General features: G+C 62.6%; 13 protein-coding genes. 5 read left to right on the top strand and 8 right to left on the bottom strand.

What is annotated here, in order from left to right; all coding sequences use genetic code 11:
• Positions 1-105 precede the first annotated feature (105 nt).
• Positions 106-1200: a D-alanine--D-alanine ligase gene (gene ddlA / locus BFQ01_RS01630; RefSeq protein ID WP_065924003.1), complete on the bottom strand. Its 1095-nt coding sequence runs from the start codon at positions 1198-1200 to the stop codon at positions 106-108.
• 44 nt (positions 1201-1244) lie between these two features.
• Complete coding sequence (locus tag BFQ01_RS01625) at positions 1245-1883, bottom strand: LysE family transporter (RefSeq protein ID WP_065924002.1); 639 nt, start codon at positions 1881-1883, stop codon at positions 1245-1247.
• A gap of 137 nt (positions 1884-2020) precedes the next feature.
• Here BFQ01_RS01625 and BFQ01_RS01620 point away from each other — a divergent pair, with 137 nt between their 5' ends.
• A complete protein-coding gene (locus BFQ01_RS01620; RefSeq protein WP_065924001.1) occupies positions 2021-2830 on the top strand; it encodes an AraC family transcriptional regulator in 810 nt (269 codons plus the stop codon).
• Between the two features lie 6 nt (positions 2831-2836).
• On the opposite strand, the gene BFQ01_RS01615 is transcribed toward BFQ01_RS01620, so the two are convergent.
• Both BFQ01_RS01615 and BFQ01_RS01610 read right to left on the bottom strand, forming a co-directional pair.
• Complete coding sequence (locus tag BFQ01_RS01615) at positions 2837-3412, bottom strand: flavin reductase family protein (RefSeq protein WP_065924000.1); 576 nt, start codon at positions 3410-3412, stop codon at positions 2837-2839.
• Between the two features lie 110 nt (positions 3413-3522).
• Complete coding sequence (locus BFQ01_RS01610; protein WP_065923999.1) at positions 3523-3855, bottom strand: DUF2790 domain-containing protein; 333 nt, start codon at positions 3853-3855, stop codon at positions 3523-3525.
• Between the two features lie 225 nt (positions 3856-4080).
• Between BFQ01_RS01610 and BFQ01_RS01605 the strand changes: the two genes are divergently transcribed.
• The 3 genes from BFQ01_RS01605 to BFQ01_RS01595 all read left to right on the top strand — a co-directional run bounded on the left by BFQ01_RS01605 (position 4081) and on the right by BFQ01_RS01595 (position 7847).
• On the top strand, positions 4081-5400 hold the full coding sequence (locus BFQ01_RS01605) for an OprD family porin (protein WP_065923998.1): 1320 nt from the start codon (positions 4081-4083) through the stop codon (positions 5398-5400).
• Between the two features lie 339 nt (positions 5401-5739).
• Positions 5740-6414 (top strand): heavy metal response regulator transcription factor, encoded by a 675-nt coding sequence (locus BFQ01_RS01600; RefSeq protein ID WP_027606942.1) that lies wholly within the window; start codon positions 5740-5742, stop codon positions 6412-6414.
• A complete protein-coding gene (locus tag BFQ01_RS01595; RefSeq protein ID WP_065923997.1) occupies positions 6411-7847 on the top strand; it encodes a heavy metal sensor histidine kinase in 1437 nt (478 codons plus the stop codon). Before BFQ01_RS01600 ends, BFQ01_RS01595 begins: the two co-directional genes overlap by 4 nt.
• On the opposite strand, the gene BFQ01_RS01590 is transcribed toward BFQ01_RS01595, so the two are convergent.
• Genes BFQ01_RS01590 through BFQ01_RS01580 form a run of 3 tightly spaced genes read right to left on the bottom strand, consistent with a single transcriptional unit; the run spans position 7771 to position 13281 of the window.
• Positions 7771-10917 carry a CusA/CzcA family heavy metal efflux RND transporter gene (locus BFQ01_RS01590; RefSeq protein ID WP_065923996.1) on the bottom strand — a complete coding sequence of 1049 codons (3147 nt, stop codon included), beginning with the start codon at positions 10915-10917 and terminating at the stop codon, positions 7771-7773. The genes BFQ01_RS01595 and BFQ01_RS01590 overlap by 77 nt on opposite strands.
• Positions 10918-10935: 18 nt before the next feature.
• Positions 10936-12042, bottom strand: coding sequence for an efflux RND transporter periplasmic adaptor subunit (locus BFQ01_RS01585; protein WP_065923995.1), 1107 nt, complete (start codon positions 12040-12042; stop codon positions 10936-10938).
• 18 nt (positions 12043-12060) lie between these two features.
• Entirely contained in the window at positions 12061-13281 is a 1221-nt protein-coding gene (locus BFQ01_RS01580) for a TolC family protein (protein WP_065923994.1), read from the bottom strand.
• Between the two features lie 185 nt (positions 13282-13466).
• Here BFQ01_RS01580 and BFQ01_RS01575 point away from each other — a divergent pair, with 185 nt between their 5' ends.
• Positions 13467-14837 (top strand): GntT/GntP/DsdX family permease, encoded by a 1371-nt coding sequence (locus BFQ01_RS01575; RefSeq protein ID WP_065923993.1) that lies wholly within the window; start codon positions 13467-13469, stop codon positions 14835-14837.
• A gap of 3 nt (positions 14838-14840) precedes the next feature.
• Here the strand turns inward: BFQ01_RS01575 and BFQ01_RS01570 are convergent, their stop codons facing one another.
• A complete protein-coding gene (locus BFQ01_RS01570) occupies positions 14841-16130 on the bottom strand; it encodes an MFS transporter (protein WP_065923992.1) in 1290 nt (429 codons plus the stop codon).
• Positions 16131-16180 lie beyond the last annotated feature (50 nt).

Raw genomic sequence — 16180 nt, 5'->3', positions numbered from 1 at the left:
AAACATAGCCCCGGACCTGCTTGGCACACTGCAGCGCTCTTATTGGGGCTGCTACGCAGCCCAACGCGGGACAAGCCCGCTCGCCACAGGTATTTATCCCATCCGTTAACGGCTGATCTTCAACCCCTTCCGCCCCGCATGCCGCTCCAACGCCAGCTCAATCAACCGGCTCACCAGCTCGCTGTAGCTCATGCCCGCTGCCTGCCACAGCTTGGGGTACATGCTGATGCGGGTGAAGCCGGGCAGTGAGTTGATTTCGTTGATCAGCACTTCACCATCGTCGGTCAGGAACACATCGACCCGCGCCAACCCTGCGCAGCCCAACACCTCAAACGCCTCAAGGGCCAAGCGGCGAATCCGCTCACTGGCTGCATGGCTGATGTCGGCCGGCACCACCACCTGGGCCGCCTGGCCGTCGATGTATTTGCTGTCGTAGGAGTAGAAACCGCTGCTCACCACGATCTCGCCGCAGCCGCTGGCGACCGGGTTTTCGTTACCCAGCACGGCGCATTCTATTTCGCGGCCGCGCACGGCGGATTCCACCAGTACCTTTTGATCAAAACCCAGGGCCAGTTCAACCGCGGCGTGGTACTCAGCCTCGTTGCCAACCTTGCTCACACCCACCGAAGAACCCTGGTTGGCCGGTTTGACGAACATCGGCAGGCCGAGTTTATTCACCGCTGTTTCAAAGGAAGTACGCGCGGCGTTGCTGCGGGTCAGGGTGATGAACGGGGTCACGGCAATGCCGGCATCGCGCAGCAGGCGTTTACTGATGTCCTTGTCCATGCACACTGCCGAGCCGAGCACGTCGGAGCCGACGAAAGGCAGGTCAGCCATGCGCAACAGGCCTTGCAGGCAACCATCTTCGCCGAGGGTGCCGTGGACGATGGGGAAGATCACATCGATGTGTGCCAGCAGCCCGTTGCCGGAGGTTTCCACCACCTGCTGGCTGGCCTTGCCGGGTACCACCGCCAATTCGCGATTGGATTGGTTAAGGGCGATGAGTGCCGGGTTTTCCTGGTTGATCAGGAAGTTCGAGGTGTCGTTGAGGTGCCAGTGGCCGGCCTTGTCGATGCCGATCAAAACCGGCTCGAAGCGTGTGCGGTCGAGTGCATCGACAATATTGCGCGCCGACTGCAACGAGACTTCGTGCTCGGCCGAACGGCCACCAAAAATAATCCCTACCCGCACCTTGCTCATGACCCGGCCTCACTGTTGAAAGTAAGGCTTCTTACCACGGACGGTCAGCGATTCGCTACCAGGTGTGCGCCGAACAACACGTAGCAACCGCCGGCAAAACGGTCGAGCCATTTGCGCGAGCGGCTGTAGAGGTTGGCCATGTGCGCACTGGAAAACACCAGGGCCACGCAGGCATACCAGCTGAACGACAAGCTGGCCATGGTGATCACCGCCAGGGTCAGCAGCATCGGCGACGGCGACGGCGGCATGGTGGAGGCGAAGATGGTGGCGACGAACAACGCGGCCTTGGGGTTGGACAGGTTGCCCAGCAACCCCAGGCGCCAGGCGGAAAACAACGAGCGGCGCGCTTCGTCCGGCAACAAGCTCTGGCCCATCGCCGGTGCCGAGCGCTTGAACAGTTTCAGCCCCAGGTAAATCAGGTAGCAGCCGCCGATGATCTTGAACGCCAGGTACAACATGGGCGCGGCGGTAAACAGCGACTTGATGCCCAGCCCACCCGCCAGCCCCCACATGATCGTGCCGGTAGCCACGCCCGCCGACGCCACCACGCCATGACGGCGCGAACAACTGGCGGCCAACTGCGCGGTATTGAAGAAGTTGGGACCCGGCGTAACCACCGCCACCGTCCACAGCAGGGCCAGCGAGACCAGAGGCGCCACATAGGTGGGGTTGATAAATTCCATTGGGCGGTTCCATCAGCGCAGGGCACGAGCAGGGAGCATAGACCTCGCCCGCCGCCTGCACAAACGTACAAGACCCCGGCAGACAAGGGATGCAGACTGGGTTAACGTGTTTCCACCTCTTTTTGTGACAAGCCACCATGGGCAAACCGACCCGCAACTTCGACTGGCTGCACCGTGCCCCCCATGCCAGCGGCCTGGACCGTATCGAGGCGTACTTCGCCGGTTTCGCCTTCGACCCCCATCGCCACGACACCTATGCCATCGGGCGTACCTTGTCTGGCGTGCAGAGTTTTCACTACCGCGGCGACATGATCCATAGCCTGCCCGGCACCACTATGGTGCTTCACCCCGATGAGACCCATGACGGTCACGCCGGCAGTGACGAGGGTTTCAAGTACCGAATGATTTACGTGGAGCCGTCGCTGATCCAGCAGATCCTTGGCGGCAAGCCGTTGCCGTTTATCCCCAGTGGTTTATCCACTGACCCAAGGCTGTTCCGCGCCAGCGAAGTGCTGCTGCAGAACCTTGATCATCCGATTGACCCGTTGCAGGAACAGGACGCGATGTTCGACCTGGCCCACACGTTGAGCAACGCCGCTGGCGCCATCGTCAGCCGCAAGACCTTCGATTACGTCGCCGCCGAGCGCGCCCGCGAGTTTATCCACAGCGCCCTGGGCCGCAGCATCACCCTGGACGAAATGGCCGACCACGCCGGCCGCGACCGCTGGGCATTGTCACGGGACTTTCGCGTGCTGTTCGGCACCAGCCCCTATCGCTACCTGACGATGCGCCGGCTGGACCTGGTGCGCAGTCTGCTGGCGCAGGGGCAGTCGCTGGTGGACGCGGCGCTGACCGCCGGCTTCACCGACCAGAGCCATATGACCCGGCAATTTCGCAGCACCTACGGTATGCCGCCGTCGCGATGGGTGAAGATGCTCGGGCGCTGAGTGCGCTTATAGCGAATGCCCATCGATGGGCTCGCCGATGCTCAGGAAATGCCCACCCGCTACATGGTGCAAGGTGCGTAACTGATCATGCCCTTCAAAGTGCCAGCGGCCTTCGCTGAACACGCGCTCGTCGGCATAGGCCGCAACTACTTCGCCGAGGAACAGGTCATAGGTCTGCTGGTTGTGGGGCTCGGGGAGCAAGCGGCATTCCAGCCAGGCTACACAGCCTTCCAGCAACGGCGCCTCCGTGTGTTCACCGCTGAAGGTTTGCAGGCCATAAGCGGCGAACTTGTCACGCTCGGTGCCGGTGGTACTGCCGACCGTCTGCACGAGGTCGACCTGGGCCACACAGGGCACCTGCAGCACGAAGGTGCCGGAGCCTTCCAGCAATTGGCGAGTCCAGGTGGCCTTGTCCAACACCACCGCGACTTTCGGCGGTTCGAAATCCAGCGGCATAGCCCAGGCAGCCGCCATGATATTGCGCTGGCCGTTGTGGGCCGCACTCACCAGTACGGTTGGCCCGTGATTGAGCAAACGGTAGGACTTGGACAACGGAACGGGGCGGCAGTGAGTAGGGCTCATGGAGGATCGGCTCTTCAAACGAAAAAGCCTACGATACCCCAAGCGTCAGCCCTATGGATCAGCTCGACAGTTGGCTAGTGAATCGTCCTACGCGTTGAGCGCCAGCATATTTAACTGCCGTTATTTCGACACACGCCCATGACTTGGTACTCCAACGTAGTGAGCTTGCCGCTGGAGTCTTCATAGGTCATGCGCGAAGGCACGGTACTGCACGCGCGGATCGGCGGCGTCACGTTGACCACCTTGGCAATGTCCAGCTTCATCCCATAGCGATACGCCTGCACTTGGGGCACTGGCTTGCCGTTTCTCACGGCGTAATCGGCCATGGCCTTTTCATTGCGCTCCATCATCAGGGCAAAGGTGCGATCACCGCCGCCTTCGGCCAATGCACCGAAAGACAGGACGGCCGTTAATACACCCAGAGCGGTTTTATAAAAGTTCATCACCTATTCCTCGACTGAAAGTTCAGTGCCGAGACTAACGAACGAACCCTGACGCGATGTTCACCAGAACATTACTTATTTGTTAGGTGGCGACGAGCTTCCAGAATTGTAATGTTCACGCCACCCAATCGTTATCCACGGTTTGCAACTATCAGCCCGGGCCAGATCAATAAGAACGCCCGCCTCCATAAGAAGCTGATAACTGCCAACACCGAGGAGCGAAACATGCGGATCCGTTACTACACCCTTCCCCTTTCACTGATCGCCACATTGCCCCTGGCAGCCGCGGCCGCGGAAGACAAACCTGAAGGGTTTATCGAAGGCAGCAGCGTGAACGTGCTGGCGCGCAATTTTTACTTCAATCGCGATGACCGCAAGGGCCAATCCAGCCCCACCGGTAATGGCTATTCCGAAGCCTGGGCCCAGGGACTGATCGGTAAATTCGAATCCGGCTTTACCCAGGGCACCGTGGGTTTTGGCCTGGACGCCTTCGCCATGGTCGGCGTGAAACTCGACTCGGGCACCGGCCGCAGCGGCGGCAAGGGCTCGTTCGGCATGCTGCCGGTGGACAGCAACAACCATCCCGAAGACAACTACAGCAAGGTCGGCGGCGCGGCGAAACTGCGGGTATTGGACACGGTGATCAAGGCCGGCGACGTGTTCCCGCTGACTCCCGTGGTGGCCTACGGCGATTCGCGGGTGTTGCCGGAAAGCTTCCGTGGCGTGACCCTGCAAAACACCAGCCTGGAAGGCCTGACCTTGCAGGGCGGGCGTTTGAGCGGCATGAGCCAACCCAACGAAAGCGGCATGAACAAAGGGTTCGCAACGTTTTACGCCGGCCCGGTCGATTCACCTTGGATCGGCTACTTCGGCGGCGACTACACCGTGAACAAACACCTCGGCCTGAGCCTGTACAGCAGCCGCCTGAAGGACGCCTGGGACCAGTACTACGTCGGCAGCGCCGCCAGTTACCCGCTGAACGAAGACGTTTCGCTGTTCGGCGACATCAACTACTACAAGGCCGTGGATGAAGGCAAAAAGCTGCTGGGTGAATTCGATAACAGCATCTGGAGCGCCCGGCTCGGCGTGAAGGTGGGCGCCCACAGCCTGGCCGTGTCGCACCAGCGCAACAACGGCGATGACGACTTCGATTACCTGCGCCAGTCGGACTCGATCTTCCTCAACAACTCGATCCAGTACAGCGACTTCAACTCGCCCAAGGAGCGCTCGTGGATGCTGCGCTACGACCTGGACATGCAGCCATTCGGCATTCCCGGCCTGTCGTTCATGACCCGCTACGGCAAGGGCACCGGCGCCGACTACAGCAACGCCAACACGGTGTATATGCGCCGCGATGCCGCCGGCGATCCGCTCACCGACCAGCGCCGCTGGGAGCGGGATATCGAAGCCAAGTACGTGGTGCAAAGCGGCAACTTGAAGGATTTATCACTGCGTCTGCGCCAGGCCACCGTGCGCTCAAGTTCATTCGAGTCCGACCTTGAAGAAGTCCGCGTCATTATCGAATACCCACTGGCGGTGCTTTAAGACGCGCTTACATTCACTTGCCGATGCCCTACATCTGTTCACAGGTTGAAGTCTGTCAGAACTGTAATATCGGCCTCACCTTCTCGTTAAGTTGCACTTTTTATACTGCGCATCGAACACTTCTCATCTCTGCGGCTTTTGTGTAGCTCCTTTGGAACAGAGATGAATTTTATACGCCCCAGCCGGGGCGTTTTTTTTGCGTGCCCGGTCAGTGACGAATCGTCGCACCGGCCTGACGCGGCTTGACCCTAAAGCTACTTCAGGCTTCAGAGTTTTCCTACAGCCTATTCAAGCCTCTATGAGGCCATCTCCTTTCGTTTTCCTTGAAGGTAAATCCCCATGCGTATCCTTGTGGTTGAGGACGAGCAGAAAACCGCCGATTACTTGCAGCAAGGCCTGACCGAAAGTGGCTACGTCGTCGATTGCGCCGCCAGCGGCATCGACGGCCTGCACCTGGCCCGGCAGCACACCTACGAACTGGTGATCCTCGACGTGAACCTGCCCAACACCGACGGCTGGGAGGTACTGGAACAACTGCGCCGGGACGGCAACCAGCGCGTGATGATGCTGACCGCGCGCGGCCGCCTGGCCGACAAGATCAAGGGCCTGGACATGGGCGCCGACGATTACCTGGTCAAACCCTTCGAGTTCCCCGAACTGCTGGCCCGTGTGCGCACCTTGCTGCGCCGTAGCGAACATATCCCGCTGCCGGATGTGCTGCGCGTCGCGGACCTGGAGCTGGACCCGCGCCGCCATCGCGCCTATCGCGGCAGCCGGCGTATCGACCTGACCACCAAGGAATTCGCCCTGCTGCATGTGTTGATGCGCCAGGCCGGCGAGGTAATGACCCGCACGCAGATCATCTCGCTGGTGTGGGACATGAACTTCGACTGCGACACCAACGTGGTCGAGGTCTCCATCAGCCGACTGCGGGGCAAGGTCGATGACCAGAGCGAGGTCAAGCTGATCCACACCATTCGCGGCGTGGGTTATGTGCTGGAGGCGCGCCAATGAGGACCAGCAGCCTGTCGATGCGCCTGGGACTGACGGTCAGCCTCATGGGCGCCGGGCTGGTGGTGCTGCTGGCGACCCTGGCCTACCTGGCCTTGACCCATGAGCTGGAAAAGCTCGCGCGCAAGGGCCTGGAAAGCAAGATGGAACAGCTCCAGCACAGCCTCGCGCTGGGCCTGGACACCCACGCAATCAAAGCCCGTCCCCACTCGTTGCTGGACCTGGTGATGGGCCACGACAATTTCTACCTGACCATCGTCGGCACCGCACCCGATAACGCGGTGCTGTTCAGTGTCGGTGCCAAACCCCAGGAACCGTTGCTGACCGACTTCTCCCCCCGGGAAACCCTCGGTTACCTCAACTGGCAAGACCAAGACGGCAACCAGGTACTCAGTGCCTCCAGCCTGATGCGCCTGGCCAGCGGCGAGCGCGTACGGGTGTTGCTGTCGCTGGACCGCAGGGATGACCAGGCCCTGCTCAGTGCCTACCTGCGCGCCACCCTCATCGCCCTGCCGATGCTGCTGATCCTTATCGGCATGGGCGCCTGGTGGCTGGTGCAGCGTGGGTTGGCACCTTTGAAGCAGTTCAGCCATGTCGCGGCCCAGGTAACGACCCAGGACCTGACCCACCGCTTATCCATCGACAACCTGCCCCAGGAGCTGGGCGAGTTGGCGCAAAGCATCAACGTAATGCTGCGTCGCCTGGACGCCGGTGTGCAGCAGCTGTCGCAGTTCTCCGACGACCTCGCCCACGAGCTGCGCGCGCCGCTGACCAACCTGATGGGCAAGGCCCAGGTGACCCTGTCCCGCGAACGGCCCTCGGAGGAGTACAAGGCGGGGCTGGAATCCTGCACCGAGGAAATGGAACGCCTGTCGCGCATCGTCTCCGACATGCTGTTCCTGGCCCAGGTCAGCCATCCGGCGGCGCGGGCCGGGTTTGGCCCGGTGTCACTGGGCGAAGAAGCACAACGGGTGATGGCGCTGTTCGCCCTCAGCGCCGAAGACAAACACGTGACCCTCAGCCTGCGCGGCGACGCCTGGGTAACGGGCGATCGCCTGATGATCCAGCGAGCCATTTCCAACCTGCTGTCCAATGCCATCCGCCACACGCCCGAAGGCTCCAGCGTTCTGCTGCTGGTGGAGACCTATGACCAGAGCGCGTCGTTGTCGGTAGGCAACCCCGGGCGCGGCATCGAAGCACACCACCTGCCACATCTGTTCGAACGTTTCTACCGCGCCGACAGCAGCCGCACCCGCGCCGAAGGTGGCACGGGGCTTGGGCTGGCCATTGTGCAGTCGATCATGCAGCTGCATCAGGGGCACGCCCACGTCAGCAGCCAGCCCGGACGGTTCACACGGTTCAACCTGGTGTTTCCTCTTCCCGGCGATGAGCCCACTGGTACAACGCCGGCAGCACCAGCAAGGTCAGCAAGGTAGAAGAAATGATCCCGCCGATCACCACCGTCGCCAACGGACGCTGCACTTCGGCGCCGGTGCCGGTGGCCAGGGCCATGGGGATAAACCCCAGGGAGGCCACCAGCGCGGTCATCAATACCGGGCGCAGGCGGGTCAGCGCACCCTCGTGGATAGCCACCGACAGCGAGCGTCCTTCCTCGCGCAGGTTGCGGATGAAGGCAATCATCACCAGGCCGTTGAGCACCGCCACGCCGGACAAGGCGATAAAGCCCACGCCTGCCGAGATCGACAGCGGAATATCGCGCAACCACAGCGCCATGATCCCGCCGGTCAACGCGAACGGAATCCCGGTAAACACGAGCAGTCCGTCCTTGAGGTTGTTGAACATCATGAACAACAACCCGAACACCAGCAGCAACGCCACCGGCACTACGATCTGCAAACGCTCGGCGGCTTCCTTCAACTGTTCGAACTGGCCGCCCCAGGTGGTCCAGTAACCTGCCGGGACTTTCACCTGCGCCGTGATCGCCGCCTCGGCCTCGTCCACGAACGACCCCATATCCCGCCCGCGCACGTTGGCACTGACGATCACCAGACGCTTGCCGTTCTCGCGGCTGATCTGGTTCGGGCCGAGCACCAGGTCCAGGCTGGCGACCTGGGACAACGCAATGAACCCCAACTGCCCCGCCGCATTCCCGGCCAGTGCCGGCACTGGAATCAACAGCCGCGACAAGCCGTCGATATCAGTACGCAGCGCGTCGGACAAGCGCACGACCATGTCGAAACGCCGGTCACCTTCATACAGGGTACCGGCCTGGCGCCCACCGACGGCGACGGCAATGGTGTCCTGCACATCGCCGACATTCAGGCCAAAGCGCGCGGCCTTGTCACGGTCGATATTGATGGTCAACACCGGCAGGCCGGACGTCTGTTCGACCTTCACTTCCGAAGCGCCATCGAGGCCTTGCAAGGTCTCGGCAATGTCTGCGGCGGTGGTGTTGAGCACCGCCATGTCGTCGCCGAACACCTTCACCGCCACATCACTGCGCACCCCGGAAATCAGCTCGTTGAAACGCAGCTGGATCGGTTGCGACAGCTCGTACGCACTGCCCGGCACAATCGCACTGGCGCGCTGGATATCGGCGATCAGGGTTTCGCGGGATTTATTCGGGTTCGGCCATTGCGCCTTCGGTTTAAGCATCACGTAGCTGTCGGAAATATTCGGCGGCATCGGGTCGGAGGCGATTTCCGCCGTGCCGGTACGGGCGAATACCCGTTCGATTTCCGGCACCTGGGCCATCAAGGTTTTTTCCAGTTGCTGCTGCATCTGCACCGATTGCGTCAGGCTGGTGCCGGGCACGCGCAGGGCCTGTTGGGCGAAGTCGCCCTCACTGAGGCTGGGGATAAACTCACTGCCCATGCGGCTGGCCACCACGCCCGACGCAACAATGGCCAGCACGGCCAAGCCGAACACCAGTGGCCGGCGCGCCATCACCCAATCCAACACCGGCCCATAGGCCCGGCGTGCGGTACGCATCACCAGGTTTTCTTCTTCCTTGACCTTGCCGGTGACGAACAGCGCAATCGCCGCCGGTACGAAGGTCACCGACAAAATCATCGCCCCCAGCAGCGCAATCACCACGGTAAACGCCATGGGGTGGAACATCTTCCCGGCCACCCCGGTAAGGGCGAAGATCGGCAGGTACACGACCATGATGATCAGCTGCCCGAAGATCAGCGCACGCCGCGCTTCCTTGGCCGCCGCGAACACCTCGTGCAGGCGCTCGCTGCGGGTCAGCAAACGACCATGGCGCTGCTGCGCATGGGCCAGGCGGCGGATGGCGTTCTCGACGATCACCACCGCGCCGTCGACGATAATGCCGAAGTCCAGCGCGCCGAGGCTCATCAGGTTGGCGCTGACTTTGTGGGTGAACATGCCGGTAAAGGTGAACAACATCGCCAGGGGAATCACCATCGCGGTGATCAGCGCCGCGCGGATATTGCCAAGGAACAGGAACAGCACCGCGACCACCAGCAGCGCACCCTCGAAGAGATTTTTCTTCACGGTGGCAACGGCTTTTTCGACGAGGTTGGTGCGGTCGTAGACGGTCACCGCCACCACGCCTTCGGGCAGCGAACGGTTGATTTGTTCGAGCCTGGAAGCCACCGCCTGGGACACCGTGCGGCTGTTTTCTCCGATCAACATAAACACCGTGCCCAGCACCACTTCACGGCCGTTTTCCGTGGCGGCGCCGGTCCGCAGCTCACGGCCGATCTCGACCTGGGCGACATTGCGCACACGGATCGGCGTGCCGTCGGACGTGGTGATGACGATATTGGCGATGTCGTCGATGGACGCCACCTGCCCCGGCGCGCGGATCAACAATTGCTCGCCGCTGCGCTCGATGTAGCCGGCACCGACGTTGGCGTTGTTACGTTCCAGCGCCGTGACCAGATCGTTCAAGGTCAGGTTATAGGCCGCCAGGCGCTTGGGGTCGGGGGCGATCTGGTATTCCTTGGCGAAGCCGCCGATGGTGTTGATCTCGGCCACACCGGGCACGTTGCGCAGTTGCGGCTTGATGATCCAGTCCTGGATCACCCGCAGGTCGGTCGGCGTGTAGGGCGTGCCGTCGTCCTTGCGTGCGCCCTCCTCGGCCTCCACGGTCCACAGGAAAATTTCCCCGAGGCCGGTGGAAATCGGCCCCATCGCGGTTTCAATCCCCACAGGCAATTGCTCGCGGGCCACTTGCAGGCGCTCGTTGACCAACTGGCGGGCGAAGAACAGGTCGGTGCCGTCCTTGAAGATCACCGTCACCTGGGACAAGCCGGAGCGTGACAGCGAACGGGTCTGCTGCAGCCCCGGCAAGCCGGCCATCGCGGTTTCGATGGGATAGGTAATGCGCTGCTCGGTCTCAAGCGGCGAAAAACCGGCCGCCGCCGAGTTGATCTGCACCTGTACATTGGTGATGTCGGGCACCGCGTCGATGGGCAGTTTCTGATAGCTGGCAATGCCGACACCGGCCATCAACAGCACCGCCAGCAGCACGATGATGCGCTGCTCGATGGCGAATTGGATAAGGCGCTCAAACATGGGAAATCACTCGCAGGATCAATGGGCGTGCTCGGCCGAGCCCTTGCCCAATTCGGACTTGAGGATGAAGCTGCCGGTGGTGGCCACCTGAGCACCGGCCTCCAGGCCCTGGCGCACTTCGACGTAGCCGTTTTCACTGGCGCCAAGCTCAAGATGGCGGGTGATAAAACCGTCAGGCGTGCGTACGAAGACCGAGGGTTTTTCCTCGACGGTCTGGATCGCCGTTTGCGGCACGGTGACCTTGGCCTGGTAGGTGTCCGTGGCCAGTTGCACGGTGACGAACAGTCCTGGGCGCCAGGCGTCGTCGGGGTTGGGCACCGTCACACGCACGGTGGCGGTGCGTGTTTGCTCGCCGAGCAAATTGCCGACATAGGCCACGCTGCCCTGCACATCGGTGCCCATTTCCGTGGAGCTGACTTTCACCGGTTTGCCGAGCCGGACCTTGTTCAAATCCTTGGGAAATACGCCGAAGGTGACCCACACCTGGGACAGGTCAGACAGCGTGAAGGCGTTACTGGTCTCGCTCACCACCTCGCCGACACCGAGGTGCTTTTCCACCACCACGCCTGTGAACGGCGCACGCAGTTCGTAACGATTGCCGCCGGCCAGCACGGTGTTGCCGCTGAGCGCGGTCATCTTTTGGCGGGCATTGTTCAAGGCGATTTCAGCTTCTTGCAGGGTTTGGCGCGCCAGCAGGTAATCCTGCTCGGCGGAGATCTTGTCCTGCCACAACTGGCGTTCACGCTGGAAGGTAATACGCGCCAGTTCAACCCGACGCTCGCTGGCCGCCAGCTCACTGCGCTGGTCGGAAATCTGCTGGCTGGCGATCACCGCGAGCAGCTCGCCCTTCTTCACCGCCTGGCCAAGATTGACCTTCACGGATTCCACCACACCGGCCGCGCGCGGGACGATATGCGAGGTACGGTCTTCGTCGAAACGCACCTCCCCCGGCAGCGTCAGCAATGTGCTGATCGACCGGGGTTGGGCCTCGGCGAGCTCGATGCCGGCGGCCTGGATTTGTTGTTCAGTCAGCTCGAGCGTGCCTTCTTCTTCCTCGGCGTTGGCCACGCCGGACAGCATCAGGCCCAAGGCGACGGCAAGCGCCACGCCGTGTCGTTTATTCATAAGGCACTCCAGAAAAAATCAAAACCGGGCGAGGTCGCCGTAAATCCGTTCGATGCGCAGCCAGGCATCGGTGGCCTGGGCGGTGGCCGCAAGGTATTGGGTGCGCGCCGCGATCAGGGTGCGCTGGGCGTCGAGCACGTCGAGGAAGTTGAACTTGCCCATCTCGAAGCCGCGGGTGGCGCTGTCCACCGCGCGTTGGGCGGCGGGCAGGATCTGCTGGTTGAATGCGCGCACTTCGCTGTTCGCGGTTTGCCACAGGTCCAGGGCCTGGCGCGTTTCGGTACGCAGGCGCAATTCGGCAGCGTTGCGCTGGTCGCGGGCCTGATCGGCACGGCGCGTGGCGGCAAGTACGTTGCCCTGGTTGCGGCTGAACAACGGAATCGGCATCGACACGCCGACCAGGTTCACCCGCTCGCGCACACTGGCGTCGTACTGACTGCCGATGGACACATCCAGGTCGGGAATACGCTGGGCTTTTTCCAGGCCCACGCTGGCTTCGTTCTGCACGATCTGCAGTTCGGCCAGGCGCAGTTCGGCGGTCTGCTCAAGGCGCGCCAACAGTTGTGTGGCGGACGGCAACGGCGGTGTGGAGTGGCTTGGCGTGGCGACAGTCTGGAAGTCGGTCGCCGCGCTGCCGGTACTGGCGGCCAGGCGGCGATAGGCGTCGGTGAGGCCCATGTGTGCGCGATTGAGTTCGAGGCGGATCTCCGACAACTGCACCTGGGCCCGTGTGGCTTCCACCGGTGAGGATTTGCCGGCGGTGACACGACCGTTGGCGACCACCAGGCCGCGCTCGGCCAACGCCAGGGAGCGTTGCGCCAGGTCGAGACGTTCCTGGGCACGCAGGGCACCGTAATAGCCGTCGATCACCTCGACGCGCAGCGTGTTGCGGCGCTGTTCCAAGGCCAGTGCGGCGGCGTCCTGGGCACGCGTCGCCACGTCAATGCGGGCATCGCGCTTGCCACCCAGTTCCAGGGTTTGGCTGAGCTTGAGGGTGGTGGTGCGCGTATCGCGACGTGTGCCTTCGGCATCCCAGGACGCCACCGGATTGGGGATCAACCCGGCCTGCTGGCGACCGCCCGCGGCGATCTCGATTTCCCATTGCGCGGCCGCCAGGTCGGGGTTGTTGGTGAAGGCGGTTTGCAGGGCCGCGTCGAGGGTGAGGGTTTGTGCCTGGGCAATGCTGGCAGCTCCCCACAACAGCGTCGCCCCCACCAGCTTTCTAACGGAAATTGCCATAACGAGAGTTCCACGCCCATAAAATAAAAGCCGGGAGAATGTAGCGTTCGCGACTTATCAAAGCGGTGGAGCAAAGATTACAAATCCGACAGCAATGGCTCTGGGGCGGGCGTTATCAGGTATGCTTTTGGACCAGGAAACAAAAAGAAACAATTTTCCCAACCTGTTCGATAAGGAGTCTCGCCTTGGCGTTATCGACTGCCGCGTGGATGGTTCACGACACCCGTCTCATGCTCTGCGTACTGCTGGCCATCGCCAGCATCATCGTGCTGATCAGCGCGACCAAGTTGCCGCCGTTCCTGTCGATCCTGATCGGCACCTTTATCGCCGGGGTCGGCGCCGGGTTGCCAGCGGAAGAAGTGGCCAAGGCCTTCAGCAAGGGCGCCGGGGCGATCCTCGGTGAAGCCGGGATCATCATTGCCCTGGGCTCGATGCTGGGTGCGCTGATGGCGGAATCCGGCGCGGCCGACCGTATCGCCACCACCCTGCTCGGGCTGGGCAAGGGCAAGTCGTTGCCATGGGTGATGGCGCTGGTGGCGATGGTGATCGGCCTGCCGCTGTTCTTCGAAGTGGGCCTGGTGATGATGGTGCCGATCATCTTTGTGATGGCCAAACGTTCGAACCAGCCGCTGTTGAAAATCGCCATCCCGGCGCTGGCGGGCATGACCACCTTGCACGCCTTGATGCCACCGCACCCGGGGCCGCTGATTGCGGTGGGCGCGTTGCACGCCGACCTGGGCCTGACCATGTTGCTGGGCTTTTGCCTGGCGGTGCCGGCCGTGATCCTCGCCGGGCCGCTCTATGGCAACTGGCTGTCCAAGCGCCTGCATGTGGATGAGCCGGCCGACATCGGCGCGCTGTTCAGCGCCCCGCCCAAGGCCCCGCGCCAGCCGAGCTTTGGCGTGTCATTGCTGATCATTCTGTTGCCGGTGATTCTGATGCTCGGCAGCACCTTGGCCAAAGTCGCGCTGCCAGCGGAAAGCAGCGTGGGCCTGACCCTGAAATTCCTCGGCGAACCGCTGATCGCCCTGGGCCTGGCGGTGATCGCCGCCGTGATCTGCCTGGGCTGGGCCGCCGGGATGCCGCGCGCTGAGGTCGGCAACACCCTGCGCAAGGCCCTTGCCCCCATCGCCGTGTTGCTGCTGACCATCGGCGCCGGCGGCGGCCTCAAGCAAACCTTGCTGGATGCCGGCGTCAGCCAAACCATCAGCAAAGTCGCCGAAGGAGCGCACATGCCGTACCTGCTGCTGGCCTGGTTGATCGCCGTGGCGCTGCGCCAGGCCACCGGCTCGGCCACGGTCGCCACCACCACGACCGCCGGCATCCTCGCGCCGATGATGGCCGGGTTGGCGGCGACACAAAGCTCACTGGTGGCGCTGGCGATCGGCGCAGGTTCGGTGTTCTTCTGCCACGTCAATGATGCGGGGTTCTGGATGGTGCGCGAGTACTTTGGCTTGCAGCTGAAGCAGACGATTTGGGTGTGGTCGGTGTTGCAGACGATTGTTTCGGTGGTCGGGTTGGTCGGTACGCTGTTGCTGTGGCACTTCTTGACCTGACCTTCAGGCCGCCAAGGTGTGGCGCTTGCCAAACAGCGCTACACACCCCACCCCCACCGCGCCCATAACCACGCAATACCCCACGCAAATCCACGGGCTGGTCGGCATCAGCGCGATCAGCATCAGCGGCGTGGTACTCGCCCACAGTGCGTAAGCGATGTTGTAGGTGAAGGAAATGCCCGACACCCGCACCTGCGCCGGAAACAGGCCGACCATCACCGACGGCACCGCGCCCACTACCCCGCAACTCAAGCCCGCCAGCGCGTACGCCGCGCCAAGCCAGATGCCGCCGCTGATCAGGCTGGCGTACAGCAGGAAAATACCCACCGGCAGCAGCAGGCTGTAGACCAGCACCGCGCGCCAGGCGCCGATGCGGTCCACCAGCAGGCCGGCGAGGACGCAGCCGATATTCAGGAAGACGATGCCCAGGGCGCTCAAGGCAAAGGTGTGGCTGGGGCTCATGCCGAAGGTTTTCTGCATCATGGTCGGGGTGATGACCACCAGCACCACCACGGCGGAGGTGAGCACGCAGGTGAGGATCATCGCCGGCAACAGTACGGCGCGATGGTCACGCAGTACGGTGCGCAGCGGCAGCTCGGCAGCGGCCTGGCGGCGGGCCTGCATTTCGAGGAAGACCGGGGTTTCGCTGAGCCAGCGCCGCAGCCACACGCCGATCACGCCGAACACACCGCCGAGCAGGAAGGGGAAGCGCCAGGCGTAGTCGAGGATTTCGGCCGGGGTGAAGACCTGTGCCAGCAGCGTGGCAGTCAGCGCACCGAGCAGGTAGCCGAAGGTCAGGCCGGCTTGCAGGAAACCCAGGGCATAACCACGATGGTTGCGCGGTGCGTGTTCGGCGACGAAGGTCCAGGCGCTGGGTACTTCACCGCCCACCGCCGCACCTTGCAGCACGCGCAGCACCAGCAGGATCAGCGGTGCGAAATAACCGATCTGTGCGTAGGTGGGCATGATCCCGATCAGCAGGCACGGCAACGCCATCATCAGGATGCTCAGGCTGAACACGCGCTTGCGCCCCAGGTGATCGGCGAAGTGCGCCATCAGGATGCCGCCCAGCGGACGCGCGAGGTAGCCGGTGACGAAGATGCCGAAGCTTTGCAGCAGGCGCAGCCACTCGGGCATTTCCGCCGGGAAGAACAGTTGGCTGAGGGTCAGCGCGAAGAACACGAAGATAATGAAGTCGTAGATTTCCAAGGCGCCGCCCAGGGCGGCCAGGCCCAGGGTCTTGTAGTCGGAGCGGGAAAAACGCTGCGCCTGTGGAACAGAGGTGGCAGTCATGTTGAGGCTCGGCAGACAAACAAAATGGCGTGCAGGTTATGAGCTGCGCC

Source organism: Pseudomonas sp. 8 R 14, assembly GCF_900005955.1.
Taxonomy (GTDB): domain Bacteria; phylum Pseudomonadota; class Gammaproteobacteria; order Pseudomonadales; family Pseudomonadaceae; genus Aquipseudomonas; species Aquipseudomonas marginalis.
The sequence above is the reverse complement of the archived record's forward strand: the minus strand, read 5'-3'. Positions and strand labels throughout refer to the sequence as shown.